Consider the following 24,531-nt stretch of genomic DNA (forward strand, 5'->3'; position numbering starts at 1 on the left):
ACCTCAAATCCCTCCCATAGCGGCCATAATGGCCCCATCTCCGCACACCATCACTCCCGCCCCGCCCAAGCTGGCAGGATTGAGTGTGGCGTGCGGGGCCCCGGTGACCGGTCGGCTCCGCCGGGTAGCCGGCCGCAGGCCGGAAGGGACATGAGCGGGGAGCTGGAGCGGCGGATGGCCAGGGGTGGCGGCAAGGTCGTACTGAGGGACGTTCTCGACATCAGGGAGGACGCCCACGCCGGCGATTTCAAGATCGCGCTGTCCCAGGGCTTCGGCTCGGAGTCGGCCGGTTCGGTGGCGGACTACGTCGTCACCGAGCAGCTCGCGAAGGAGTTCGACAAGGCACTGCGGCTGGTCCGCGCCGCCGTACGGAAGAACACCTCCTACGCCGCCTATCTGCACGGCTCGTTCGGCTCCGGTAAGAGCCACTTCCTGACCGTGCTCCACGCCGTCCTCAACGGCGACACGGCGGTGCGTGGCAAGCGCCGGCTGCGCGAGGTGATCGCGGACCACGACGACTGGCTGCCCGGCAGGAAGTTCCTCATGGTGCCGTACCACCTGGTGGGCGCCGCCAACCTGGAGTCCGCACTGCTCGGCGGCTATGTGAAGACCGTGCGTGAGGAGCACGAGGACGCCTCCACCCCCTCGGTGTTCAAGTCGGACTCGTTGATCGCCGACGCCCGCGCACTGCGGCAGTCCCTGGGGGACGAGGCCTTCGTACGGCTGCTGCCCGCCGCCACCACCGCACAGCCTGCGAGTGACGGCCTCGCGCCCATCACCGCCGCCCCTGCACCGGCCGCCGGTGGCGACGGGCTCACGCCGATCGGTGCCGCCGCCACCGGCCCCTGGACCGGTGAGGAACTCAACCGGGCGTTCTCCGCGCCCGCGGGTGATCCGGCGCGCGAACGCCTGGTGACCGCGCTGATCAGCGGACCCATGAAGTCCTACGCGGCCAGCGCGGCCGGCAGCGCGGACGCGTACGTGTCACTGGATGACGGACTCAGCGAGATCAGCAAGCACGCCCGCGGCCTGGGCTATGACGGCGTGGTGCTGTTCCTCGACGAGCTGATCCTGTGGCTCCAGGCCCGGATGCGGGAGCGCACCTGGGTCAACGAGCAGATCCAGCAGCTCGTCAAGCTGATCGAGTCCGGCAACGCCGACCGGCCCGTGCCGATCGTCTCCTTCATCTCCCGCCAGCGCGACCTGTCCCAGCTCATCGGCAAGGACATCCTCGGCTCCGACGTGCAGAACATGGAGCAGGCGCTGCAGTATCTGCAGGAGCGCTTCACCGTCATCAACCTGGAGGACCGCAACCTCCCGGAGATCATCAGGGAGCGGGTGCTCAAGCCCCGGGACGGCCAGGAGGAGGTCCTTCGGTCCGCATTCAGGGGTATCGACAACTCCAACCAGCAGGTCAAGGACGTCCTCCTGGACGACAGCGGGGCCACCCGCGCCGGCTGGGAGGACTTCCGCGCCGTCTACCCGCTCTCGCCCGCCCTGCTCAACGTGCTCGTGGCGCTGTCCGGCGCGCTTCAACGGGAGCGCAGTGGCCTGAAGCTGGTGCAGCAGCTGCTGGAGAAGAACGCCGACGCCCCGCTCGGCAAACTGATCCCGCTCGGTGACCTGTGGGACGTCCTCGTCGACGGCACCGGCGCGGCCTTCACCGACCAGCTCGCGCACGAGTCGGAGGCGGCCGAGAAGTTCTACACCAAAGCGCGCGAGATCCTGCTAAAGAAGTACGGCAGGGACCAGACCAACGACGACTTCCTCGCCGACGACCGCTTCGTGAAGACGCTGCTGCTCGCCGCGCTCGCCCCCGACGTGCCGGCCCTGCGCCGGCTCACCGGCGCGCGGCTCGCCGCCCTCAACCACGGCTCCGTGCACTCACGGACCGTGCCCGTTGGCGAAAAGGTCGTCGAGCGCATGAAGGCCCTGCAGGGCGAGTTCCCCACCGAGCTGCGCAGCGAGGGCGACACCGACCCGGTCTTCTCCCTGCACCTGTCCGACCTGGACATCGAGCCGCTGCTCAAGCGGGTGGAAGGGGAGGACAAGGACGGCCCGCGGCGGATGTGGGTGCGCGAGCAGCTGTGGAAACTCCTCGACGTGACGGAGGGAGAATTCGTCGACAAACGGGAGATCGTCTGGCGGGGCACGAAGCGGACCGTGGAGTTCGTCTTCGGCAACGTGGCCGACGCCGGCAGGCTCTCCGACGAGCAGTTCGTCCCCAGCATGACGGGCAACATCCGCTTCGTCGTCGACTATCCCTTCGACGAGAACCACAACCGCTTTCCCACCTGGGACTACCAGCGGTTCCAGAAGCTGAATGAAACGGTCACCGCCCCCACCCTGGTGTGGCTGCCCGACTTCCTCTCCGAACAGCGCAAGGCCCAGCTCGGGCAGCTCGTGAAGATCAACTTCCTGCTGGAGCGGAACCGGCTGGACGAGTTCACCGGCAACTACGGGCCCGACGACCGCGTCAAGATCCGGCGTGCGCTGGAGGTGGGCCGCGACACCCTGACCGGCACGCTCGTCGACGCGCTCGGTGAGGTGTACGGGATCTCGGCGCCGACGGAGGGCACCAAGTCCGCCGAGGTGGTCGAGGGCCGCCACGTGCTGTCGCTCCAGCCGGAGTTCCCCCGGCCGGAACCCGAAGGCGGCAAGACGTTCTCCGACAACGTCCTGCACCTGGCCGGCGGCATGTTCGCGGCGCTCTACGACAAGCATCCCGACTTCGGCCCCGACCGCTCGGGCCGGCGGGAGGCGGTCACCCCGCGCGAGCTGCGGACCACCCTGGAGTGGATCACCCGCGCGATGGACGAGGACGGCCGCATCGAGGTCGACAACGGTCACCTGTTCACCGTGAAGCGGCTCGTGGAACCGCTGGAGCTCGGCACCGTCCACGACGGCCCGCTCGTACTGCGCGCCGACTGGCGCACCCGCATCAACCAGGCCGCCGCCCAGAACGGCGAGCGGGAACTGCTGCGCGTCGAGAACATCCGCCGCTGGATCACCGAGGAACCTCTCGGCTACGCCGGCCTCGACCCGCAGATCGTCAACCTCCTCATCGCCGCCTACGCCCTTCTCGACGACCGGGCCTGGGTCGACGTCTCGGGACGTGAGGCCGCAGCGCCCGAGCTGTCGTCGATCGGCCCCGGCTGGGCCCTGCGCGCCCAGCCGCTGCCCGACAAGGACGTGTACGAAACCGCCCGCGAACACGCCGGCCACCTCTTCGGCGTAGCTGCCAAGCCGCACCCGTACGCGCGGAACGTGAACAGCCTGGCCGCCGGTGTGCGCGACCGGGTCGAGAAGCTGGAGAGGAACGTCTCGGATCTGCGGACCACCCTGGAGCGGCACTCCGGCCTGCTCGGCCTGGACGGTGATGCCCCCGCACCGCGCACGGCGATCCTGCGCGAGGCCGCGGCGCTGCTGGCCCGGCTCAGCCGACACGGCAACGACGCGACCGCGCTGATCGAGGAGCTGGCGAAGGTCTCCCACGAGACACCCGCCCGGGAGCTGGCGCACGCCATGGACAGCGCCGAGACCGTCCTCGAGGCTCTGGACGCCGTCGACTGGCGGCTGCTGAAGAGCGTCCACGGGCTCCGTGACCGTGACGACAGCGTGGGTGACCGCGCCGGGCGACTCCTGAACCAGATCGCCGAGGCGGCCCGCTCGTCCGAGTTCGAGCGGCCCCTGGTGCCGGTGCTCCGCACGGTGCCGGAGACCGCCATGGCCATCCTCGACGCGGCGCTCCGCACGGAGCGGACGGCCCCCCTCCCGCCGCAGCCTCCCGCCTCCGGCCCGGAGCAAATCCCGCTCTCGGAGCACGGGAACCCGCCCGTGTCCTCGCGGCACACCGACCCCGCCGACGGGACGGGAGCCGGGCAGACACCGGCCGGGGAGCCGTCCGGTACGGCGGCAGCACCCGGTTCACCGGCACGCGCCGCCCGCAGGGTCATCAGTGTCGGCGCGGCAGGGCTGGAAGCCCTGCTCAGCACCGAACTGACAGCCATACGGCGAGAGATCGAGGTGTTCCGCGCGGAACACCCGGACACGGCCGTGGAGATCCTCTGGCGTGCCGTCGACGGCACGGAGGGCGGAGAACACGGGACCGGAGGTGGCCGCTGATGGCCGCACGTCCCGTCGTCGGCCGCCGCGCGATCGAGGTGCTGCTCCAGGCCGAACTGCCCAAGGCCGAGGGCAGGCGGCTGGTCCTGGTCGACGCCGTCTACGAGGACCGGGGCCGGGAGGCCGAGTTCACCGTCCGCGCCGAGGGCCGTGACCACCGGGTCCGGATCACCGACCAGGACTCTCTGCTGGGCGTCGCGGACGCCTGGCAGCGCCATCGCACCGAGGCGGACCCAGCCGGTGCCGACGTGCTCGTCGTCACCGGGCAGGTGCCCGTCGACCAGGTCGGCTGGGACCTGCGCGCCCACGCCGTGCACCACCGTCCGCTGTCCGTCGACCGCGCGGACATCGTCAAGCAACTGTTCGGCGCGACCGACCTGGACAGCCGCATGTCCGGCGAACGCTGGCTGCTCGACGCGCTGCTGGAGGCCGAACCGGTGGACGGCGGCTGGCCGCGGGCAGGTGCCGTCCTGACCCGCGACCGCGCGGTACGGGCGCTGCTCGCCCAGCGGCTCCGCCTCGGCGACACGGCCTCCGACACGCTCGACCTGGATGCCGACACACTGTTCGCCTGGTCCCGCACCCCGTACGGCCCCGCCTCCTACGCCGCGCTGCCCACCGCGGAGCGGGACGGGATCGCCGAGTGGCTCACGCAGGCCGTGGGACCCGCCGCCGCCACGCTGATGGCCCTGGCCTCCGACGGCCGGGGGCAGGACGCCCTGCCGCTCGGGGCCCTCGCGTCAGCGGCGCTGTCCGCTACCGCCCCCGAGGCCGCGGGATTCGCGCTGGGCACCCTCTTCGGCTCGGCTCTGCCGTCTTTCGAGGCGCTGCGCCCCTTCGCCGACGCCGCGACCGGTGTGCTCAGCCGCTGGATCGCGCAGGCCGAGGCCAGCGGCTCCCAGCGCGACGAGGCACGCGGACGTGTCCTCACCGTCCTCGAACATGCCGACCGGCTCGCGACACAAGCCCGGCTCAGCCCTCTGCTCGGCGCCGACCGGCTGCTCCCGTCCGGCTACCGGGCCCGGCTGCGTACCCTCGCCGGTCTCCTCGACGGACCGGCGGGTCCTGCGGAGAACGCCCTCCGGGAACTGACGGAGCATCAGCTCAGTACCGTCTACGGCGACTCGACCGAGACAGCCCGCACCGCGGTGCGTCTGGTGCGTTGGCTGCACACGCCACTGCCCGCCACGGATTCGGTGGGCCGCACGGTTCGGGCTCACATGGCCTCCTCGGGGTGGGCGGACCTGGCCGTGAGTATCCTGGCTGAGGGAGACGACACCCGGGACCCGGTGGTCGCGGGCTCCTATGAGCGGCTCATAGGAGCCGTACGGGCACGCCGGGCCGGGCTGGACGAAGCCTTCGCCCAGCGGCTGGCCATCTGGACCGAGGGCGCTTCGCAGCAGGCGCCGGGCGGTGCCCTGCTCATCGAGAACGTCCTGGCGGAGGTGGTCGCGCCGTTCGCCCGAGGTGGTGGCAGGCCCCTGCTGATCGTCCTGGACGGTATGAGTGCGGACGTGGCGGTGCAGCTCGCCGGGGAACTGGATGTGCGCGTGTGGACCGAGGTGGTGCCCCGGCCCCGGCCGAACGAGCAGGCCACGCGGCTGGCCGCCGTGTCGATGCTGCCGTCGGTGACGAGGACCAGCCGTGCCTCGCTGCTGTGCGGCCGGCCTGAGGAAGGCGGTCAGGACAAGGAACGCGCCGGATTCACCTCGTTCTGGAAGAAGAGGCACCGCGACCGGGGCGCCCAGCTCTTCCACAAGGGCGGCTACGAAGGCCCCCCTGGTCACCGGCTGGCACCCGAGCTGCTGCAGGCCCTGGCGTCCGACGACATCGTCGCCGTCGTCGTCAACACCATCGACGACGCCCTGGCCGACGGCCGCGAGGGCATCGCCCGCGGCCGCTGGCGGCTCGGTGACATCGCGAAACTGCCGTACCTGCTGAACGCGGCCCGCGACTACGGCAGGCCCGTCGTCCTCGTCTCCGACCACGGCCATGTCCTCGACCGCACCCCACGCGGGCACCAGGCGATGGCCGCCGACGGGGTGGAGGGTGCGCGGTGGCGCACCGGCACCGCCGGGGACGGCGAGATCGCCTTCTTCGGCCCTCGGGTGGGGGTGCGCGGCCGCAAGGTCGTCCTGCCCTGGCGGGAGGACCTGCGCTATACGACCCGGCAGGCCGGGTACCACGGCGGTGCCTCTCTTGCCGAGGTCACCGTCCCGGTGATCACCCTCGTGCCCTCTGCCGAGCTGGTCCCAGAAGGGTGGACCTTGCTGCCGTCCGAACGCGTTGCACCCGCCTGGTGGCACGGCAGGCAGGAGGCTACGCCCGCTGCCGCGGAGCAGCCCGCTGCAGCTCCGGTCGGAGAAGCCCGTGCAGCGGAGGTGCCCGGAGCCGGCGCCCCCGAGGGGAGTGCCCCGGCGACCGAGACCGACAGGACAGCGGACCGTGCGGTGCGGCAGGAGCCGGAGGCTCCGGCCTCGCCCGGGGCGTACGCTCCGGGAGGCCTCGGCGATCGGATCGTCCGCTCCGAGCCGTACAGGGCCCAGCGCGAGTTCGTCCGAGGCGTCCAGGACGCCAAGGGCGACCGAGCGGTCGCCGCCGCGATCGACGCGCTGATGTCGGCGGGCGGGAAGCTGTCCCCGGGCGCGGTGGTAGCTGCCGCGCAGGCGGCCACCGGACGGTCCCAGCGCAATCCGGAACGCTTCGTCACTGTGATGGAACGCCTGCTCAACATCGACGGTTATCCCGTGATCCAGCTCGTGGCGTCCGGTCGTACGGTGCAGCTCAACAAAGCGCTCCTCGAAGAGCAATTCCTGGGGGACGGCGCATGAACACACCCGGAGCCGCCGTGAGTTCAGCGCGGCGGCGGGACGTCATCGACGCGTTGCGTCGTGGCACGGTCCCGCAGTCGGGCCTCGGCCTGCTCGCCGTCGGCCTCGAACGCTTCGAGACCGCCCTCGACGATGATCTCGCCACTGTCACGCGAGGCGGTTCCGCCTTTCACGCGCTGCGCGGCGAGTACGGCTCCGGCAAGACCTTCTTCGCCCGCTGGCTCGCCGAGCGCGCCAAACGGCGCGGCCTCGCCGTCAGCGAGGTGCAGATCTCCGAAACCGAGACGCCCCTGCACCGCCTGGAGACCGTCTACCGCCGACTGGTGGAACGGCTTGCCACGGCCACACACCAGCCCTCCGCCCTCCGCGCGGTCGTCGACTCCTGGTTCTACGCCCTGGAGGAGGAAGTCCTCGCGGGCGGTGACATCGCCGACGACGACGAGACTGCGCTCACTCAGGCCGTAGACGAGCTGCTGGAGCAGCGGCTCACCGCCGTCGCCCGGACCACGCCGGCCTTCTCCGCAGCACTGCGCGGCTACCGACAGGCCGTGGCCCGCGGTGACAGCGCACACGCCGAGGCACTGATCGCCTGGCTCGGCGGACAGCGCTCCGTGGCCGCCTCGGCGAAACGCACCGCGGGCGTACGGGGGGATCTCGATCACTTCGCCGCCCTCGGTTTCCTCCAGGGCCTGCTCACCGTCCTGCGCGACTGCGGGCACCCCGGACTGCTGCTCGTCCTGGACGAGGTGGAGACACTCCAGCGGGTGCGCTCCGACGTGCGGGAGAAATCCCTCAATGCGCTGCGCCAGCTCCTGGACGAAATCGACGCGGGTCGCTTCCCCGGTCTCTTCCTCGTCATCACCGGCACCCCCGCCTTCTACGACGGGCAGCAGGGCGTCCAGCGTCTCGCACCCCTCGCCCAGCGCCTGGTCACCGACTTCACCACCGACCCCCGCTTCGACTCGTCGCGCGCCGTCCAGCTGCGCCTGCCCGGCTTCGACCTGCCGGCGCTCGCCGAACTGGGCCGCAGGACGCGCGATCTGTACACCGGGGTCGCCCGCAACCCCGACCGCATCACCGCGCGGGTCTCCGACGCCTACCTCGACGAGCTGGCCCACGCGGTCGCCGGGTCACTCGGCGGGAAGGTCGGTGTCGCCCCCAGGCTGTATTTGCGCAAGCTGGTCGCCGACGTCCTCGACCGGGTCGAGGAGTTCCCGGAATTCGATCCCCGGGAGCACTACGCCCTCACCCTGAACCGTGCCGAACTCACCGAGACCGAGCGAAGCGCCGCAGTCAGCGCCGACGAGATCGAGCTGGACCTGGACGTGCAGTGACGGCGCCGGAGAGCCTGAGGGAGCCGGCCGACGGGGACGAACCGGCAGAGGAGAACGGGCCCGTCGGCGAGGGAGAGCACGTCGACGTCCTCGACCTCCTGGACCCGGTTCTCGGCCACCACATCGTCAACTCTCTGGGCTGGCGCACTCTTCGCCCGCTCCAGGAAGCGGCCGTCGAACCGCTCCTCGGCGGCGAGGATGCCCTACTGCTCGCCCCCACGGCCGGGGGCAAGACCGAGGCGGCCGTCTTTCCCCTGCTGACGCGCATGAACCGGCACGGCTGGAAGGGCACCAGCGTGCTGTACGTGTGCCCCCTCAAAGCCCTACTCAACAATCTGTGGCCCAGGCTGCGGACCTACACGGAATGGCTCGGCCGCACCACCGAGCTGTGGCACGGTGACGTCACCACGCCCCGGCGGCGCCGTCTCCTCGCCGACCGTCCCGACATCCTCCTCACCACGCCGGAGTCCCTGGAATCCATGCTGGTGAGCACCCACGTCGACCACCGGGCCTTCCTCTCCGGGCTGCACGCGGTCGTGGTCGACGAGGTGCACGCCTTCGCGGGCGACGACCGGGGCTGGCATCTGCTCGCCGTCCTGGAGCGCCTGAGCCGTGTCGCCGGGCGCCCGCTGCAACGCGTCGGCCTGTCGGCAACCGTCGGCAACCCAGGCGAGCTGCTCGCCTGGCTCCAGGGCTCGGGGCGTGGGCGACGCCCCGCCCGGGTCGTCGCTCCCCACCCGACCGAATCCGCTCCGCAAGGAGCAGCCGCCCCCAAGGCGGCATCCGGGGCATCATCACTGCCACCACCCGGAGACATCGAACTCGACTACGTCGGCTCCGTCGCCAACGCGGCGACCGTCATCGCCGGCCTGCACCGGGGCGAGAAGCGCCTGGTCTTCTGCGAGAGCCGCCGCACAGTCGAAGAACTGGGAGAACAGCTGCGCCTCAAGGGCGTGACGACCTTCCTGTCCCATGCCTCCCTGTCCGTGGACGAACGCCGGCGTGCCGAGGATGCCTTCGCCGAGGCACGCGACTGCGTGATCGTCTCCACCAGCACCCTGGAACTCGGCATCGACGTGGGCGACCTGGACCGTGTCATCCAGATCGACGCACCGCCCACCGTGGCCTCCTTTCTCCAGCGCCTCGGCCGCACCGGACGGCGTCCGGGAAGCGCCCGCAACTGCCTCTTCCTCACCCTCGGCGACGCCGGGCTGCTCTCCGCAGCCGCCCTCCTCCTGCAGTGGTCCCGTGGCTGGGTGGAACCAGTCGTGGCCCCGCCCGAGCCCCGCCACCTGGTGGCCCAGCAGCTGTTGGCCCTGTGCCTGCAGGAACGCCGGGTCGGCAGGAACCTCTGGCAGGAGTGGTGGAGAGGTATTGGCCCGTTCGGGCCGGGCGCCGAACCCGTTGCGCGCCACTTGGTGGAACAGGGATTCCTGGAACAGGACGGGGATCTGCTGTTCATCGGGCCCGAGGCCGAACGCCGTTACGGGCACCGCCACTTCATGAATCTCACCGCGGTGTTCACCGCCCCGCCCGAGTTCACCGTCTGCACCGGCCGCACCGAGATCGGCCGCACCGACCCGGACCTGCTCACGGAGGAGGTCACCGGCCCGCGCAAGCTGCTGCTGGCCGGGCGCAGCTGGCTGGTGACATACATCGACTGGCGTCGCAGACGCTGCTACGTGGAACCGGCCGAGGAGGGGGGACGTGCCCGCTGGAACGGCTTCGGCAGCGAACGCATCCGCTCGTTCGCGCTGACCCGCGCGGCCCGTGACATCCTGCTGGGTCAGGATCCTCCCGTACGCCTGACCAGGCGAGCCACCGTCAGGCTCACCGAGGCACGCGACGGACACCTCCACACCGTGCACCCGGGTGGGACAGTGATCACCCGGCTCGCGGACGGCGACATTCGCTGGTGGACATGGGCCGGGCATCGGGCGAACGCCATGCTGGCGGCCTCGCTGCCATCCGTCGCGGCTACGCACCGCCGCTTTGAGGACCACTGGCTCCGCCTGCGCGACGATCTGACACCGGCTCGCTGGAAGGCTGCCATCACGGAGGCCACGTCGGGGCTGTGCTTGCCCGAAGTCGATGGGCGGGCCGTACGCGGCCTCAAGTTCTCGGAGGCACTTCCCGCCCGACTGGCCGAGGCGACGCTTGCCGCGCGCACCGCTGACGAGGACGGAGCTCGTGCGGTCCTCACCGAAGCGGTGCGACTTACCACGCTAAGTCGCCAATAGCGCCAGGCGCTGAGTTCCTGCGGTGTGGCGGCGCTGGGGCTGCGTGGTTGTCAGGAAGCAGATTTCGTCCAGCAGACGAAGGAGCTGCCTTCTCCGAGGGGCGGGCAGCCGGTTAGCTGTAGGAATGGTCCAAGAGCGCCCCCAGCTGGGTGCTGCTGCCCTTGGGGCTCGGCCGCCTGCCGCCAGCGGGTCGATGCCGACCGCCGTCCGTATGGCCAGCGCTCACAACGGCCGGGCGCACCCCACGGGCCGCTTCCCGCCCAGCCGCACGTACAGGGCGGTCGGGCCGGGGCAGTCGGCCCGCTCGGCGACCGCCCGGACCACCTTGTACTGCGGCTGCCGCTCGCCCGTGCCGTCGCAGGCCGTTTCGCGGACCTTCCCGTCGCCGGAGCCGTAGACGCAGTCGCCGACGATCGTGCGGGGCCCGCCCCCGCCGCCCGGGTCGCCGGGATGCGGCGGCTGGAGGTTGCGCATGCAGGCGTAGCCCTGCGGGACCGTCCCGTCGCCGTCCTCGTCGAACGCGGGCCGCTGCTCGCTGATGTGCAGCACGAAGTCGGTGGCCGGGGGGCAGCGCGGCCCGTCCCGCACCGTGCCGTCGTGCCGCGCCACGACCCGGGCCGCCGCCCGCTCACCGGTGCAGGACGCCTCGGTGAAGCTCGTCGTCCCGAACGAGGAGCACTCGCCGACCGCGAGGAACACCGTCCCGTACCCGGAAGGCCGGGCCGGCACCGGTGACACCGTGGTGGTCGTCCCGGTCCTGCCGGTCGCCGGCTCGCCCGGCCGGGCGTCCTCCGCCACGCCTCCCGCCTCCGCCATGCCTTCCGACGGACTCTGGCAGCCGGTCAGCAGCGCGCCGATCAGGACCAGGAGCCCGCAGACCACCCCCACACCACTTTGCTCACGCATCGCCGAAACCCCCCGAGTGTGCTCGCCCAGCGTGACCCGCCGTAGCGGCGCACGCCAGGCACACAGGGCGGTTTGCGCACGTTGGGGGTGGTGCGCACGGTCTTTGGCGTACGCCTAGTACGACAGCCCGTAGCCGACGGGGTACAGCACCTGTTCCGGATCATCCGCCCGTTGCACCGGCACAGGCAGCTTCCCGCGCGGCCTCACCCGCCCGGCGATCACCCGTGCGGCGGCCCGCAGTTCGACGTCGGTCCAGGAGTAGGCGGCCAGACAGGCCCGCACGGAGGGCAGCCGGGCCACGTCGTACGGATTGCGGATCGCCACCGCCACGACCGGCCGCCCGGTCGCCACGAGCTGCTCCACCAGCGTCTTCTGGGCGCTGCCCGCCGTGACGTTGTACGTGGCGGCCACCACCGCGTCCGCCTCTCGCGCCGCCGCGACGGCCTTGGCGACGGTCGCGGCGGACGGGGCCGTGCCGGTCGGCAGGGCGGTGGTGGTGAACCCCAGTTCGCCCAGCGCGCCGGCGAGCACGCCCGTGGGCGGGCCGGTCGTGCCCGACGGCGAGGCCGGATCGGCGCCGACCACCAGCACCTTGGGGTACCGGCGTCGCGACAGGGGCAGCAGCCGCCCCTCGTTGACGAGCAGTGTGGTGGTCCGCTCGGCGATCCGGCCGGCCGCCGCCCGGTGGGCCCGGGTCCCGACGGTCCGGTCCACACCGCCGTGACTGACATACGGCGAACGGAACAGCCCCAGGCGGGACTTCAGCCGCAGCACCCGCAGGATCGATTCGTCGAGCCGGGCCTCGGTGAGCTCGCCCCCGCGCACGGCCGTCAGGACGGCGTTCCACGCGAGGTCCAGGTCGGGCGGGTTGAGGAGCTGGTCCACGCCCGCCTTCAGCGCGAGCACCGGCACCCGGGCGTCGCCGTACTTGGTCCGTACGCCCTCCATACCGAGGGAGTCGGTGACCACGACCCCGTCGTAGCCGAGGCGTTCGCGCAGGATGCCGGTGAGGATCGGGCGGGAGAGGGTGGCCGGGTCGCCGGAGTCGTCGAGGGCCGGGACCATCAGATGGGCGGTCATGATCGAGTCGATGCCCGCGGCGATGGCCGCCCGGAACGGGGGAGCGTCCAGCTTCTCCCACAGCTCCCGGCTGTGCGTGATGGTGGGGAAGCCGGTGTGGCTGTCCACGTTGGTGTCCCCGTGCCCGGGAAAGTGCTTGGCGGTCGCGGCGACCCCGGATCCCTGGTACCCGGCGACCTCGGCGGCCACCAGCGCGGCCACCGCCCGCGGATCGGCGCCGAAGGAGCGTACGCCGATGACGGGGTTGGCCGGGTTGACGTTCACGTCGGCCACGGGGGAGTAGTCCTGCCGGATGCCCATCGCCCGCAGCTCGGCGCCCGAGATGCGCCCCAGCGTCCGCGCGTCGGACCGGGACCCGCCCGCGCCGACGGCCATGGCGCCCGGGAACAGCGTCGCGGGCTCGCCCACCCGGGCGACGATCCCGTGCTCCTGGTCGGTGGAGATGAGCACCGGCAGCCCGCGCGGCAGTTCGAGGGAGGCCCTCTGGATGCCGTTGGACAGCTCCGCGATCTGGTGCGGGTCGCGGGTGTTGTGCGCCCAGGTGAAGTAGATGATGCCGCCGACCCGGTACTTCGCCACCAGCTCGGCGGCCGTACGGACCCCGATCTCCTTGAGGTTGGCGTCGATGTCGGCCTGGTCGGGGGCGGTGGCGGAGTGGCCGTAGACCCGCATCACGAAGAGCTGGCCGACCTTCTCCTCGAGCGTCATGCGGGAGATCAGGGCGCGCAGCCGGCTGTCGTCCGGGGCGGCGGCGTGCGCGGGCCCGGCGGCCGCGAGGGCGGCGGTGACGCCGGCCGTGGCGGCGAGGACGGTGCGTCTGGAGGGCTGTGCGGTGCTTCCCGTGCTTCCCGTGCCGGTGTCCTGCACGTGCGCTCCTTCCGGAGGTGATCCGCTCGGATCCACTGAAGGAAACTTCCAAGACGTCACGAATATCCGGGAAGTTTCTGCCAGTCAAGGGAACGCGCAGCAACCGCGAAGGGGCCGCCACCGGCGCGGTTGGAGGGGGGCGCGCCGATGGCGGCGGGTGCCGCCGGCCGCGGTACGGCGGAGAGGGTGGTCAGCGATCGCAGCCAGTGGCGAGGGCCGACACCGCACCGTGGTGACTCTCCGGTGGCCGGCGATTGGACGGGGCCGGTCCGCTCCGGGTTCCCGACCCGGCCCGGATTTCCGCAAGTCGGTACGCAGGGGGAACCAGGAGGTCAACGGGGCGGATGAGCCGTCACTTCCGGCCACTGCTCACCGAGCACCCGTACGGTTTCCACGATGGCCGGCCGCCGGGCCGCCCCCGTCCGCCACAGCGCGTACAACCGCCGTACCGGCATCGGGTCGAGCGGCACCTCCACCACCCCGGCGGGCAGCGGCCCGCGTCCCAGGCGCGGGATGAGCGCGACACCCAGCCCGGCCGCGACCAGGGCCACGAGGGTGGGATTCTCGTCGGCCTGGTGGACGATGTCCGGCTCGTGCCCGGCCGTGCGCAGCGTCCGCAGCAGCCAGTCGTGGCAGACCCGCCCCGGCGGCTGGCAGATCCACCGCTCCCCGCCCAGCTCCTCCCGCCGTACGGCGGTCCGCCCGGCGAAGGGGTGCCCCTCGGGGACGAGCAGGTCGCACAGGTCGTCGCCGATGACCGCCTGCTCCAGACCCGGCGGGGCGGGCAGCGGCGCGATGTCCCAGTCGTGCGCGACGGCGAGGTCGACGGCCCCCTTCGCCACCAGGTCGACGGACAGATGCGGGTCGACCTCCGACAGCCGGGCGTCCAGGGCGGGATGCCGACGGCTCAGCTCGGCGAGCACCCCCGGCATCAGCCCCCGGGCCGCCGACGCGAACGCCGCGACGGTCAACCGCCCCGACGGCAGGCCCCGCCGCTCCTCCAGCTCGGTCTCGGCGCGCTCCACGATGGCCAGCAACTCCCGTGCGGCCGACACCAGCTGGCGGGCCTCGTCGGTGAGCCGGACGCCCCGGCCCTCCCGCTCCAGCAGGACGGTCCGGGTCTCCCGCTCCAGCTTGGCGATCTGCTGCGACACCGCGGAGGGCGTGTATCCGAGCGCGAGCGCGGCGGCGCCGACGGTGCCGTGCACGGAGACGGCGTGCAGGGCGCGCAGGCGCTGGAGGTCGAGCACGAAGTGCCCCTTTCTGCCGAGCGGGCCGCTCGAATCTGCGGGGTGGACCGCTCAAGGTTCGCTCAGCGATGCTTCATCCAACCATGCAGTAATCGTCGCTGGTGCTTCACGGTCGTCCAGGGCGATGCTCACGGCATGCGCCCGTCACACCTCGCCCTCGCCGTCCTGGTCGCCGCCGTCTGGGGCGTCAACTTCACGGTCATCGAGATCGGCCTGGACCACTTCCCGCCCCTGCTCTTCTCCGCCCTGCGATTCCTGGCGGCGGCACTCCCGGCGGTGTTCCTCGTGGGCCGCCCGAAGGTGGCGTGGAAGTGGATCGTGGCGGTCGGTCTGGTCCTCGGGGTGGCGAAGTTCGGCCTGCTCTTCGTCGGCATGGACGCGGGCATGCCGGCCGGCCTGTCCTCCCTGGTGCTGCAGGTCCAGGCGGTGTTCACCGCGGCGGTCGCGGCCCTGACCCTGGGTGAACGGCCCTCGCGCGTCCGCCTGCTGGGCATGCTGACCGCCCTGGCCGGCATCGCCGTGGCAGCCGTGGACGAGGGCACCTCCGGCCCGCTCGGCGCCTTCGCCCTGGTCGTCGGGGCGGCGGCGTGCTGGGGCGTGTCGAACGTCCTCACCCGCAGGGCGGCCCCGCCCGACGCCCTGAACTTCATGGTCTGGGTCAGCACGGTCCCGGTCCTGCCCCTGCTGGCCCTCTCCCTCCTCACGGAGGGCCCCTCCCGCGACCTGGCCGCCCTGCGCGCCCTGGACTGGCAGGGCGCAGGCACGGTCCTCTACGTCGCCTGGATCACCACCGTCTTCGGTTTCGGCGCGTGGGGATTCCTCCTGCGCCACCACCCCGCCTCCACGGTGGCCCCGTTCTCCCTCCTGGTCCCGGTGTTCGGCATGTCGTCGGCGTTCCTGTTCCTGGGCGAGCCGGTCGGCCCGCTGCGGTGGTGCGCGGCGGCGCTCCTGGTGGGCGGGGTGGGGCTGGCGTCCCTGGCCCCGCACCGTCGCCCGGCCGGCCAACTGCCCCCCGCCACACGTTCTTTCGTTGCTCCAGCACACGGCGACGGTTGCGCGGCCGAGGTAGTCTCGGCATCGACCAGTCGTCTCGTGTCTTGGAGGAAGTACCCATGACGAAGGCCCCGTTCGTCGCCATGTCCGCGGTCACCGCGGTGCTGGGCACCGCCCTGGGCGCGCTTGCGCTCCAGTTGCGCGCAAACGGATACGAGCAGTACGTCGAATCCGTGGCCACCTTCAGCGTCCTGATGTACGTCACCGCGGCGCTGGTGGTGGTGACCTGGGTCCGGGACGGCCGACCGCGCTCGAACTGAGCTCCGCGGTGCTCTAGGACGCCGCGACCAGCATCCCCGGCGGGCTGACGTGGAAGGTGCGGGCCCGTACGCCGAAGCCCGTGTCGCCGTCCAGGTGGCTGTCGTCGTCCCAGGTGATCAGTACGCTCTCCGGGCCGTTGCCGAAGGCCGTCGCGGCGCAGGTGTGGGACCGGTGCCCGGGGTCCGCCGTACTGACCCGCACCGGGTCGCCGAGTGAACCCTGGCTCTCCGAGCAGACCTTGGCCATCACCGTCGGCACGGTGTCGTGCGTGTCCGCGCTCTCCTCGACCCACGCCATCAGGAAGCGTCCGTTCGGCAGCCGGGACAGGGCCGGGGAGCTCCGGGTGACGCCCCTGGGGTTCCCGGCCGTGATGTCGAAGGTCTCGGTGCCGTCCGGCTGGAAGATGCTCGCGGCCACCGTCGTCTGCGGTTTGCCCAGGTCGCTGGGGTGGATGCCCTCGATGTGCGCGACGACGAAGCGCCCGCTGTCGAGCAGGGTGATCGCGTTGACCCCGGTGAAGCCGCCTACGTCCGGCTGGATCTCCCCGCCCAGCGGGTTGCCCTCGAAGTCGAAGAACCGCAGGGCGAGCCGGCCGCCGCCGATCGACGAGGGGTCCGTCGACCACGCGACGACCACGTTGCCGTTGGTGAGGATGGAGGCGGCGGGCTTCTCGTGGAAGCCCTCGGTGGTGCTGACCGTGAACTCCGGTGTCGCGGGGCCGCCGTCCGCGTGGAAGCGCCGCGCGCGGATGCGCCGGTCGGGGCGCCGGCTCGCCCAGGTGACCAGCACGCCACCGTCGATCATGAACGCGAGGCACGGCCTGACCTGAGGGTCCGCGTCCTCCGTGACCAGCATCTCCGGACCGGACTTCCGGCCCTCGGTGAACCGCTGGAGCTTCACGCGAGGGCTGGGGCCCGGTGTGCCGAACGGCGTCTCCAGCCACACGGCGAACTGGCCGCTGATCCCGGCGGACAGCACGGACGGCCACAGCGGCCGCACCCCCGGCCCGTCCGCCGGCTGCGCGCTGACCGCGAACTCGTCCCCCAGCTTGTCGCCGTCGTCGCCCAGGAACTGGCCCTTGATGACGAAGTCGCTCTCGTCCGACCACAGCTCCAGGAACTGCGTGCCGAACAGGGCGTCGACGGCGGGCTGCAGCTGGTCGCCGGACTTGGTGGTGTTGACGAGGAAGTCAGCCATGGCCGTCCGATCGGGGCGAGGGGAAGGGAGAGCACTGAGACCGGCCGAGTCCTTGGGAAAAGCGTGTCACGCCCGGGGGGCGGCTGCATCCGGAACGGCACGGACCGCCCGTACACAGGCCGCTGCCCCGCCCCCTCGGTCGGCGGGGCGGGGCAGCGGCCCGGTGTGGGGCCGGTCAGCGGGTGTGTTCGGTGAACCTCTTGGCCGTTTCGGCCAGGACCTCCTGGCCGTCCCGGGCCCACAGGACGTCGTTGAACAGCTCCACCTCGATGGCGCCGGTGTAGCCGGCCGCCTCCACGTGGTCCTGCCACTCCCGCATGTCGATCGACCCGTCGCCGATCTGGCCGCGGCCGGTGAGGACACCCTCCGGGAGGGGGGTCGTCCAGTCGGCCAGCTGGAAGGTGTGGATGCGGCCGCCCGCACCGGCCCGGGCGATCTGCGCGGGCGCGGTGTCGTCCCACCAGATGTGGTACGTGTCGACGGTGACACCGACCTGGTCCGCCGGGAAACGCTCGGCGAGGTCCAGGGCCTGGGCCAGGGTCGACACCACACAGCGGTCCGAGGCGTACATGGGGTGCAGCGGCTCGATGGCCAGCCGGACGCCGTGCTCCCGCGCGTAGGGGCCCAGTTCCGCCAGGGCGTCCGCGATGCGTTCACGGGCGCCGTGCAGATCCCGGGAGCCGGCGGGCAGCCCGCCCGAGACCAGGACCAGGGTGTCCGTGCCCAGGACCGCCGCCTCGTCGATCGCACGGCGGTTGTCCGCCAGTGCCTCCGCGCGCTCCGCCGGATCGATCGCCGTGAAGAAGCCGCCCCGGCACAACGTCGTCACCGTCAGCCCGGCGTCCCGGACCAGCTTGGCCGTGGCCTCCAGCCCGTGTGCCTGCACCGGCTCGCGCCAGAGCCCCACGTTGCGGATGCCCAGCCGGGCGCAGCCGTCGGCCAGTTCCGGCAGCGACAGCTGCTTCACCGTCATCTGGTTGATGGAGAAGCGCTCCAGCGACCCGCTCACTGGTTCACCCCGTACACGCTCAGCAGCGTCTTCATCCGTTCCTCCGCCAGCTTCGGGTCGGGGAACAGGCCCAGCCCGTCGGCCAGTTCGTACGCCCTCGCGAGGTGCGGCAGCGAGCGGGCCGACTGCAGGCCGCCGACCATCGTGAAGTGCGGCTGGTGGCCCGCGAGCCACGCGAGGAAGACGACCCCCGTCTTGTAGAACCGGGTCGGGGTCTGGAAGAGGTGGCGGGAGAGAGCGACCGTGGGGTCCAGCAGCCCCCGGAAGCCCTGCGTGTCGCCCGTGTCCAGGACCCGGACCGCCTCCGCGGCCAGCGGTCCCAGCGGGTCGAAGATGCCGAGCAGCGCGTGGCTGAAGCCCTGCTCGTCGCCCGCGATCAGCTCGGGGTAGTTGAAGTCGTCGCCGGTGTAGCAGCGCACGCCCTGCGGGAGCCGGCGGCGGATGTCGATCTCGCGCCGGGCCTCCAGGAGCGAGACCTTGATGCCGTCGACCTTGTCGGGGTGGGCGGCGATGACCTCCAGGAACGTGTCCGTCGCCGCGTCCAGGTCGGACGAGCCCCAGTAGCCCTCCAGCGCCGGGTCGAACATCGGGCCGAGCCAGTGCAGGATCACCGGTTCGGAGGCCTGGCGCAGCAGGTGGCCGTAGACCTCCAGGTAGTCCTCGGGGCCCGAGGCCGCCGCCGCGAGCGCCCGGGACGCCATCAGGATGGCCTGCGCGCCGGACTCCTCCACGAGGGCGAGCTGCTCCTCGTAGGCGGCGCGGACCTCGGCGAGGGTCGCCGGGCCGGTCAGCTGGTCGGTGCCGACGCCGCAGGCGATCAGACCGCCGACCGCCTTGGCCTCGGCGGCGCTGCGGCGGATCAGCTCGGCGGCGCCCGCCCAGTCCAGGCCCATGCCGCGCTGGGCGGTGTCCATGGCCTCGGCGACGCCCAGCCCGTGCGACCACAGGTGGCGGCGGAAGGAGAGGGTCAGGTCCCAGTCGACGGCGGCGGGCGAGTCGGGGGAGACGTCGGCGTACGGGTCGGCGACGACGTGCGCGGCCGAGAAGACCGTGCGGGAGGTGAAGGGCCTCCCGGGGCTCACCGCGAACGGTTCGGTGCGCGGCTCGTACGTCCGCAGGCCGTTCGGCCCGTCGGGCAGCCGGATGGTCACAGCTGGACCTCCGGCACGTCGAGACGGCGGCCCTCCGCCGAGGACTTCAGGCCCAGCTCGGCCAGCTGCACACCGCGCGCACCGGCCAGCAGGTCCCAGTGGTAGGGGGCGTCGGCGTAGACGTGCTTGAGGAACAGCTCCCACTGGGCCTTGAAGCCGTTGTCGAACTCGGTGTTGTCCGGGACCTCCTGCCACTGGTCGCGGAAGACCTCCGTGGCGGGGATGTCCGGGTTCCAGACCGGCTTGGGGGTGGCGCTGCGGTGCTGGACGCGGCAGTTGCGCAGACCCGCCACCGCGGAGCCCTCCGTGCCGTCCACCTGGAACTCCACCAGCTCGTCGCGGTTGACGCGGACGGCCCAGGAGGAGTTGATCTGGGCGATCGCGCCGCCGTCGAGCTCGAAGACGCCGTAGGCGGCGTCGTCGGCCGTCGCGTCGTAGGGCTTGTCGTTCTCGTCCCAGCGCTGGGGGATGTGCGTGGCGGTGAGCGCCTGGACGGACTTCACCCTGCCGAAGAGCTCGTGCAGCACGTACTCCCAGTGCGGGAACATGTCGACGACGATGCCACCGCCGTCCTCGGACCGGTAGTTCCAGGAGGGGCGCTGGGCGCTCTGCCAGTCGCCCTCGAACACCCAGTAGCCGAACTCGCCGCGCACGGACAGGATCCGGCCGAAGAAGCCGCCGTCGATGAGGCGCTTCAGCTTCAGCAGGCCCGGGAGGAAGAGCTTGTCCTGGACGACGCCGTGCTTGATGCCGGCCGCGTTCGCCAGCCGGGCCAGCTCCAGGGCGCCGTCCAGACCCGTGGCGGTCGGCTTCTCGGTGTAGATGTGCTTGCCGGCCGCGATGGCCTTCTTCAGGGCCTCCTCGCGGGCGGAGGTGACCTGCGCGTCGAAGTAGATGTCGACCGTCTCGTCGGCGAGGACCGCGTCCAGGTCCGTCGAGACGTGCTCCAGCCCGTGCTGCTCGGCCAGCGCCTTCAGCGCGTGCTCGCGGCGGCCGACCAGGATCGGCTCCGGCCACAGCACGGTGCCGTCGCCGAGGTCGAGGCCGCCCTGCTCGCGGAGGGCGAGGATGGAGCGGACCAGGTGCTGGCGGTAGCCCATGCGCCCGGTCACGCCGTTCATGGCGATACGCACCGTCTTGCGTGTCACGTCGTTCCCTTCGTACGCGGTCGTCGCGCCGCGTACGCCCCACCCTTCACAGGCGGCCCGTCGGTCGGCCGTGGGACTGGTGAGCGTTGCAGCAAGCGCTTTCTATCTACGAAGAAGCTAGCCTCTGAACCCTGGTCCGGACAAGACCGTGACCAGGACGAGTTGTTCGAGGGGGCGAACAACAGGGGGTCGGGGGCTTAAGGTCTGCTCGGAACCATGGCCATGGGTTCGTCAGGGCAGCGGCGGTCCACCTGCTGTTCTGCCCGGAACCATGGCCTGTGGTCTGAGTGTGTACGAGGGCGGAGACGAGATGCGCGACCGGAGGACGACGAGATGACGGTGACCCTGGCGGATGTGGCGGCCCGCGCACAGGTCTCACCCGCGACGGTGTCGCGCGTGCTGAACGGGAACTACCCCGTGGCGGCCTCCACCCGCGAGCGGGTGCTGAAGGCCGTGGACGAGCTGGACTACGTGCTCAACGGGCCCGCGAGCGCCCTGGCCGCCGCCACCTCCGACCTGGTCGGAATCCTGGTGAACGACATCGCCGACCCGTTCTTCGGGATCATGGCGAGCGCGATCCAGGGCGAGATCGGCGGGCCGGGCGGACGTGCGGGCGGGGAGAGGCTCGCGGTGGTCTGCAACACCGGTGGCTCTCCCGAGCGGGAGCTGACGTACCTCACGCTGCTGCAGCGGCAGCGGGCGGCGGCCGTGGTGCTGACCGGCGGGGCGATCGAGGACGCGCCGCACAAGGCGGCCATGGACGCGAAGGTGCGGAAGCTGGTCGAGGCCGGGACGCGGGTCGTGCTGTGCGGACGGCCGCAGGCGCCGGACACCGGGGCGATCGCGCTGACCTTCGACAACCGCGGCGGCGGCCAGGAGCTGACCGAGCACCTCATCGGGCTGGGGCACCGGCGGCTCGGGTACATCGCGGGCCCGGAGGAGCGGACCACCACCCGTCACCGGCTGGAGGGCCACCGGGCCGCGCTGGCCGCGCACGGCATCGAGGAGGACCCGCGATGGACGGTGCACGGGCGCTACGACCGGCGGTCCGGCTACGAGGCGACGCTGGAGCTGATGCGGCGTGACCCGTCGCTGACGGCGATCGTCGCGGCGAACGACTCCGTGGCACTGGGCGCGTGCGCCGCGCTGCGGGACTCGGGGCTGCGGATCCCGGAGGACGTGTCGGTGGCGGGCTTCGACGACCTGCCGTTCAGCATCGACGCGGTGCCGTCGCTGACGACCGTGCGGCTGCCGCTGGCCGAGGCGGGGGCCCGGGCAGGCCGGATCGCGATGGGGCGCGAGGAGGCACCGCACGGGGGGATCGCCTCCGTGCGGGGGGAGTTGATGGTGCGGGGGTCCTCGGGGGTGCCGCGGGTTTCCTAGGTCCTGGGGCCTCGCCGTCCCGGCCTTGCCGGGGGCCGCCGCCCCCAGGCCCCCGATCCGGCCTGAACGCCCTCGTCCTCGACGCCGGACCGGCTGGATCGTGGCTGATCGGCTCGTCAGCGGACGACGTCGAAGACGTTCTTCTGCAGGCCGTTGGCGTAGGCCTCGTGCTCGACGAGCCGCAGCTTCTGGGCGTCCTTGTCCGTGGCGCTGAAGAGCCGCTTGCCCGCTCCGAGCAGGAGCGGGAAGACGAGCAGGTGGTAACGGTCGATCAGGCCGGCGTCGGAGAGGGCGTGGTTCAGGGAGGCGCTGCCGTGCACGATGATCGGGCCGCCCTCGGTCTCCTTCAGGGCGGCGACCTCGTCGAGCGAGCGGAGGATCGTCGTCTCGCCCCAGTTCGACACGAGGTTCTCCTCGGCGAGGGTGGTGGAGACGACGTACTTCGGCATCACCTTGTAGTCGGCGAAGTCCTCCATGTCGGGCCACACCGCACTGAACGCCTCATAGCTGGTGCGGCCCATCATCATCGCCGCGGCCTCCTTCTGCTCCCGCCCCTTGATCTCGAACGCCTCGGGGAGGAACTCGGTGTGCTTGAAGGTCCATCCGGAGTTCCGGTAACCGGGCTCGCCGCCCGGGGCCTCGACGACGCCGTCGAGCGAGATGAACGCGGTGCTGATCAGGGTGCGCATCGTGGGTTCCTCGGTATCTCGTGTCGGATTCTCTTCTTCTGACTGCGGCATACGGAGAAACTCATCGGCCGTCTCCGGTCATCTCCCGGTCTGATCATCCCGTGCCTGGTCCCGGATGTCCTGGACGGCTAGGCTCGGTTCGCAGATATCTCTGACTCAGTCAAGTATCGGGGGTTCGACGCCATGACCGTCCAGGACATCCGCTCCTTCAACCGCTTCTACACGAACGTCATCGGCGCCCTCGACTACGGCCGCCGGCTCTACACCCCCTACACCCTCACCGAGTCCCGCGTCCTGTACGAGCTGGCCCACGCTCCCCGTACCGACGCCGCCGACCTGCGAGCCCAACTGCACCTCGACGCCGGATACCTCACCCGCATCCTGAACAAGTTCGAGGAGGACGGGCTGGTCGAGCGCGGCCCGTCCGACACCGACCCGCGCCGCCGCCGCATCACGCTCACCGCCCCCGGCCGGGAGGCCGCCGCCCTGCTCGACGAGCGGGCGCGGGAGACGGTCGGGTCGATGCTGGACACGGTCCGGGCCGAGGACCGCCCCCGGCTGGCGGAGGCCATGCGGACCGTCCGGACGATCCTCGGCGAAGGCGAAGGCGAAGGCGAAGGCGAAGGCGAAGGCGAAGGCGAAGGCCGTGCCCCTCGCCCCGAGGACGTCGTCCTGCGCGAACCGGCCCCCGGCGACCTCGGCTGGATCGTGCAGCGCAACGCCGCGCTCTACGCCGCCGAGTACGGCTTCGACGCCGGCTACGAGGCACTGGTGGCGAGGATCGTCGCCGACTACGGCGAGGACCACGACCCGCACCTGGAGCGGACCTGGATCGCCGAGCTGGACGGCCGGCCGGTGGGGTGCGTGATGTGCGTCCGGGACGACACGCCCGGCGCGGCCCGCCTGCGGCTCCTGCTCGTCGAGCCGGACGCGCGCGGCCTCGGTATCGGCGACCGCCTGGTCGGGGCGCTGGTCGACTTCGCGCGCGAGACCGGCTACCGCGAGGTCGTCCTGTGGACCAACGACATCCTCGGCGCGGCCCGCCGCATCTACCGGCGCCACGGTTTCGTGCTGGTGGCGGAGAAACCGCACCACTCCTTCGGCCAGGACCTGACCGGCCAGGACTGGCGGCTGGGTCTTGACGCAACACAGGAGTGATGGAGAGGAGTCGTAGGCGGGGGTGCCGGGTAGGGTCCGTCCACATGAAGCTGGCGTTCTCCACCCTCGGTGTCCCCGGCCTGCCCCTGCCCGACGTCCTGCGGCTCGCGACCACCCACGGCTATCACGGCGTGGAGCTGCGCACCTATCCCGAGGAACCGGTCCACACCGGCCTCGGCCCTGCCGAACGGGCGGACGTCGCGGCCGAGTTCAAGGGAGCGGGCGTAGAGCTCCTGGGCCTGGCGGGCTACGCACGGGTCGCCGCGCCGGGCGACGACGAGCCCGTCCTGGCCGAGATCCGCGCCCTCCTCGACCTGGCCCGCGACCTCGGCGCCCCGTACATCCGCGTCTTCCCCGGCGGCGACCTCGACGTCCAGACCCCCGAGGAGGCCGACGCGACGGCCGCCCGGCGCCTGGGCACGGCCGCCGAGCACGCGAACGACCTGGGCGTGCGCATCCTCCTCGAAACCCACGACTCCCACCGCACCGCCGCCGACGCCATGCGGATCCTCGGCCTCGTCGGCCACCGCCAGGTCGGCGCCCTCTGGGACGTGATGCACACCTGGCTCGGCGGCGAACAGCCCTCCGAGACCTACGCGGCCCTCTCTCCCCACCTCGGCTACGTCCAGGTCAAGGACATCGCCTCCGTCGAGGACACCACCCCGCTGCCGCTCGGCGCGGGCGTGCTGCCCCTGGCCGAGTGCGTCGAGGTCCTCTCCCGCCACAACTGGGACGGCTGGCTCTGCTGGGAGTACGAGAAGCGCTGGTACGACGAGGCCGCGCCGCTGCCCGATCTCCTGGAGCCCGGGCGTGAGCATCTGAGCAGGCTGCTGAACGAGTCGGCGTGAC

General features: G+C 71.8%; 17 protein-coding genes. 9 read left to right on the forward strand and 8 right to left on the reverse strand.

What is annotated here, in order from left to right; all coding sequences use genetic code 11:
* Window positions 1–150 precede the first annotated feature (150 nt).
* The 4 genes from ACFCXS_RS08220 to ACFCXS_RS08235 all read left to right on the forward strand — a co-directional run bounded on the left by ACFCXS_RS08220 (window position 151) and on the right by ACFCXS_RS08235 (window position 10,530).
* On the forward strand, window positions 151–4,125 hold the full coding sequence (locus ACFCXS_RS08220; RefSeq protein WP_376642231.1) for a hypothetical protein: 3,975 nt from the start codon (window positions 151–153) through the stop codon (window positions 4,123–4,125).
* Window positions 4,125–6,956, forward strand: a complete 2,832-nt coding sequence (pglZ, locus tag ACFCXS_RS08225) for a BREX-2 system phosphatase PglZ (RefSeq protein WP_376642232.1) — start codon at window positions 4,125–4,127, stop codon at window positions 6,954–6,956. The genes ACFCXS_RS08220 and pglZ overlap by 1 nt, the downstream gene beginning before the upstream one ends.
* Window positions 6,953–8,290, forward strand: a complete 1,338-nt coding sequence (gene brxD, locus ACFCXS_RS08230) for a BREX system ATP-binding protein BrxD (RefSeq protein ID WP_376642233.1) — start codon at window positions 6,953–6,955, stop codon at window positions 8,288–8,290. Before pglZ ends, brxD begins: the two co-directional genes overlap by 4 nt.
* 98 nt (window positions 8,291–8,388) lie before the next feature.
* The gene (locus ACFCXS_RS08235; RefSeq protein ID WP_376642418.1) at window positions 8,389–10,530 is read left to right on the forward strand and encodes a DEAD/DEAH box helicase; all 2,142 of its coding nucleotides are present in this window, start codon (window positions 8,389–8,391) and stop codon (window positions 10,528–10,530) included.
* 222 nt (window positions 10,531–10,752) lie between these two features.
* Here the strand turns inward: ACFCXS_RS08235 and ACFCXS_RS08240 are convergent, their stop codons facing one another.
* From ACFCXS_RS08240 to ACFCXS_RS08250, 3 genes are all read right to left on the reverse strand, one after another.
* Window positions 10,753–11,436, reverse strand: a complete 684-nt coding sequence (locus tag ACFCXS_RS08240) for a hypothetical protein (RefSeq protein WP_376642234.1) — start codon at window positions 11,434–11,436, stop codon at window positions 10,753–10,755.
* 114 nt (window positions 11,437–11,550) lie between these two features.
* Entirely contained in the window at window positions 11,551–13,383 is a 1,833-nt protein-coding gene (locus tag ACFCXS_RS08245) for a glycoside hydrolase family 3 protein (RefSeq protein ID WP_376642235.1), read from the reverse strand.
* 332 nt (window positions 13,384–13,715) lie between these two features.
* Entirely contained in the window at window positions 13,716–14,633 is a 918-nt protein-coding gene (locus ACFCXS_RS08250) for a LysR family transcriptional regulator (protein WP_376642236.1), read from the reverse strand.
* A gap of 135 nt (window positions 14,634–14,768) precedes the next feature.
* Here ACFCXS_RS08250 and ACFCXS_RS08255 point away from each other — a divergent pair, with 135 nt between their 5' ends.
* Window positions 14,769–15,749: an EamA family transporter gene (locus ACFCXS_RS08255; protein WP_376642237.1), complete on the forward strand. Its 981-nt coding sequence runs from the start codon at window positions 14,769–14,771 to the stop codon at window positions 15,747–15,749.
* Window positions 15,746–15,946 carry an SCO3870 family protein gene (locus tag ACFCXS_RS08260; RefSeq protein WP_376642238.1) on the forward strand — a complete coding sequence of 67 codons (201 nt, stop codon included), beginning with the start codon at window positions 15,746–15,748 and terminating at the stop codon, window positions 15,944–15,946. Before ACFCXS_RS08255 ends, ACFCXS_RS08260 begins: the two co-directional genes overlap by 4 nt.
* Window positions 15,947–15,959: 13 nt before the next feature.
* Here ACFCXS_RS08260 and ACFCXS_RS08265 read toward each other — a convergent pair whose 3' ends face one another.
* From ACFCXS_RS08265 to ACFCXS_RS08280, 4 genes are all read right to left on the reverse strand, one after another.
* Window positions 15,960–17,144 (reverse strand): hypothetical protein, encoded by a 1,185-nt coding sequence (locus ACFCXS_RS08265; protein WP_376642239.1) that lies wholly within the window; start codon window positions 17,142–17,144, stop codon window positions 15,960–15,962.
* Between the two features lie 175 nt (window positions 17,145–17,319).
* Entirely contained in the window at window positions 17,320–18,117 is a 798-nt protein-coding gene (locus ACFCXS_RS08270) for a sugar phosphate isomerase/epimerase family protein (protein WP_376642419.1), read from the reverse strand.
* Between the two features lie 32 nt (window positions 18,118–18,149).
* On the reverse strand, window positions 18,150–19,304 hold the full coding sequence (locus ACFCXS_RS08275) for a dihydrodipicolinate synthase family protein (RefSeq protein WP_376642240.1): 1,155 nt from the start codon (window positions 19,302–19,304) through the stop codon (window positions 18,150–18,152).
* Window positions 19,301–20,452 carry a Gfo/Idh/MocA family protein gene (locus ACFCXS_RS08280; RefSeq protein ID WP_376642241.1) on the reverse strand — a complete coding sequence of 384 codons (1,152 nt, stop codon included), beginning with the start codon at window positions 20,450–20,452 and terminating at the stop codon, window positions 19,301–19,303. The genes ACFCXS_RS08275 and ACFCXS_RS08280 overlap by 4 nt, the downstream gene beginning before the upstream one ends.
* Before the next feature lie 333 nt (window positions 20,453–20,785).
* On the opposite strand from ACFCXS_RS08280, the gene ACFCXS_RS08285 reads away from it, so the two are divergent.
* Entirely contained in the window at window positions 20,786–21,835 is a 1,050-nt protein-coding gene (locus ACFCXS_RS08285; protein ID WP_376642242.1) for a LacI family DNA-binding transcriptional regulator, read from the forward strand.
* Between the two features lie 116 nt (window positions 21,836–21,951).
* Here ACFCXS_RS08285 and ACFCXS_RS08290 read toward each other — a convergent pair whose 3' ends face one another.
* Entirely contained in the window at window positions 21,952–22,524 is a 573-nt protein-coding gene (locus ACFCXS_RS08290; RefSeq protein ID WP_376642243.1) for a dihydrofolate reductase family protein, read from the reverse strand.
* Between the two features lie 183 nt (window positions 22,525–22,707).
* Here ACFCXS_RS08290 and ACFCXS_RS08295 point away from each other — a divergent pair, with 183 nt between their 5' ends.
* Window positions 22,708–23,682, forward strand: coding sequence for a GNAT family N-acetyltransferase (locus ACFCXS_RS08295; RefSeq protein ID WP_376642244.1), 975 nt, complete (start codon window positions 22,708–22,710; stop codon window positions 23,680–23,682).
* Between the two features lie 44 nt (window positions 23,683–23,726).
* Entirely contained in the window at window positions 23,727–24,530 is an 804-nt protein-coding gene (locus ACFCXS_RS08300) for a sugar phosphate isomerase/epimerase family protein (RefSeq protein WP_376642245.1), read from the forward strand.
* Window position 24,531: the final 1 nt, after the last annotated feature.

It is taken from the genome of Streptomyces sp. NPDC056373 (genome assembly GCF_042262425.1).
In the GTDB taxonomy this organism is placed as follows: Bacteria; Actinomycetota; Actinomycetes; order Streptomycetales; family Streptomycetaceae; genus Streptomyces.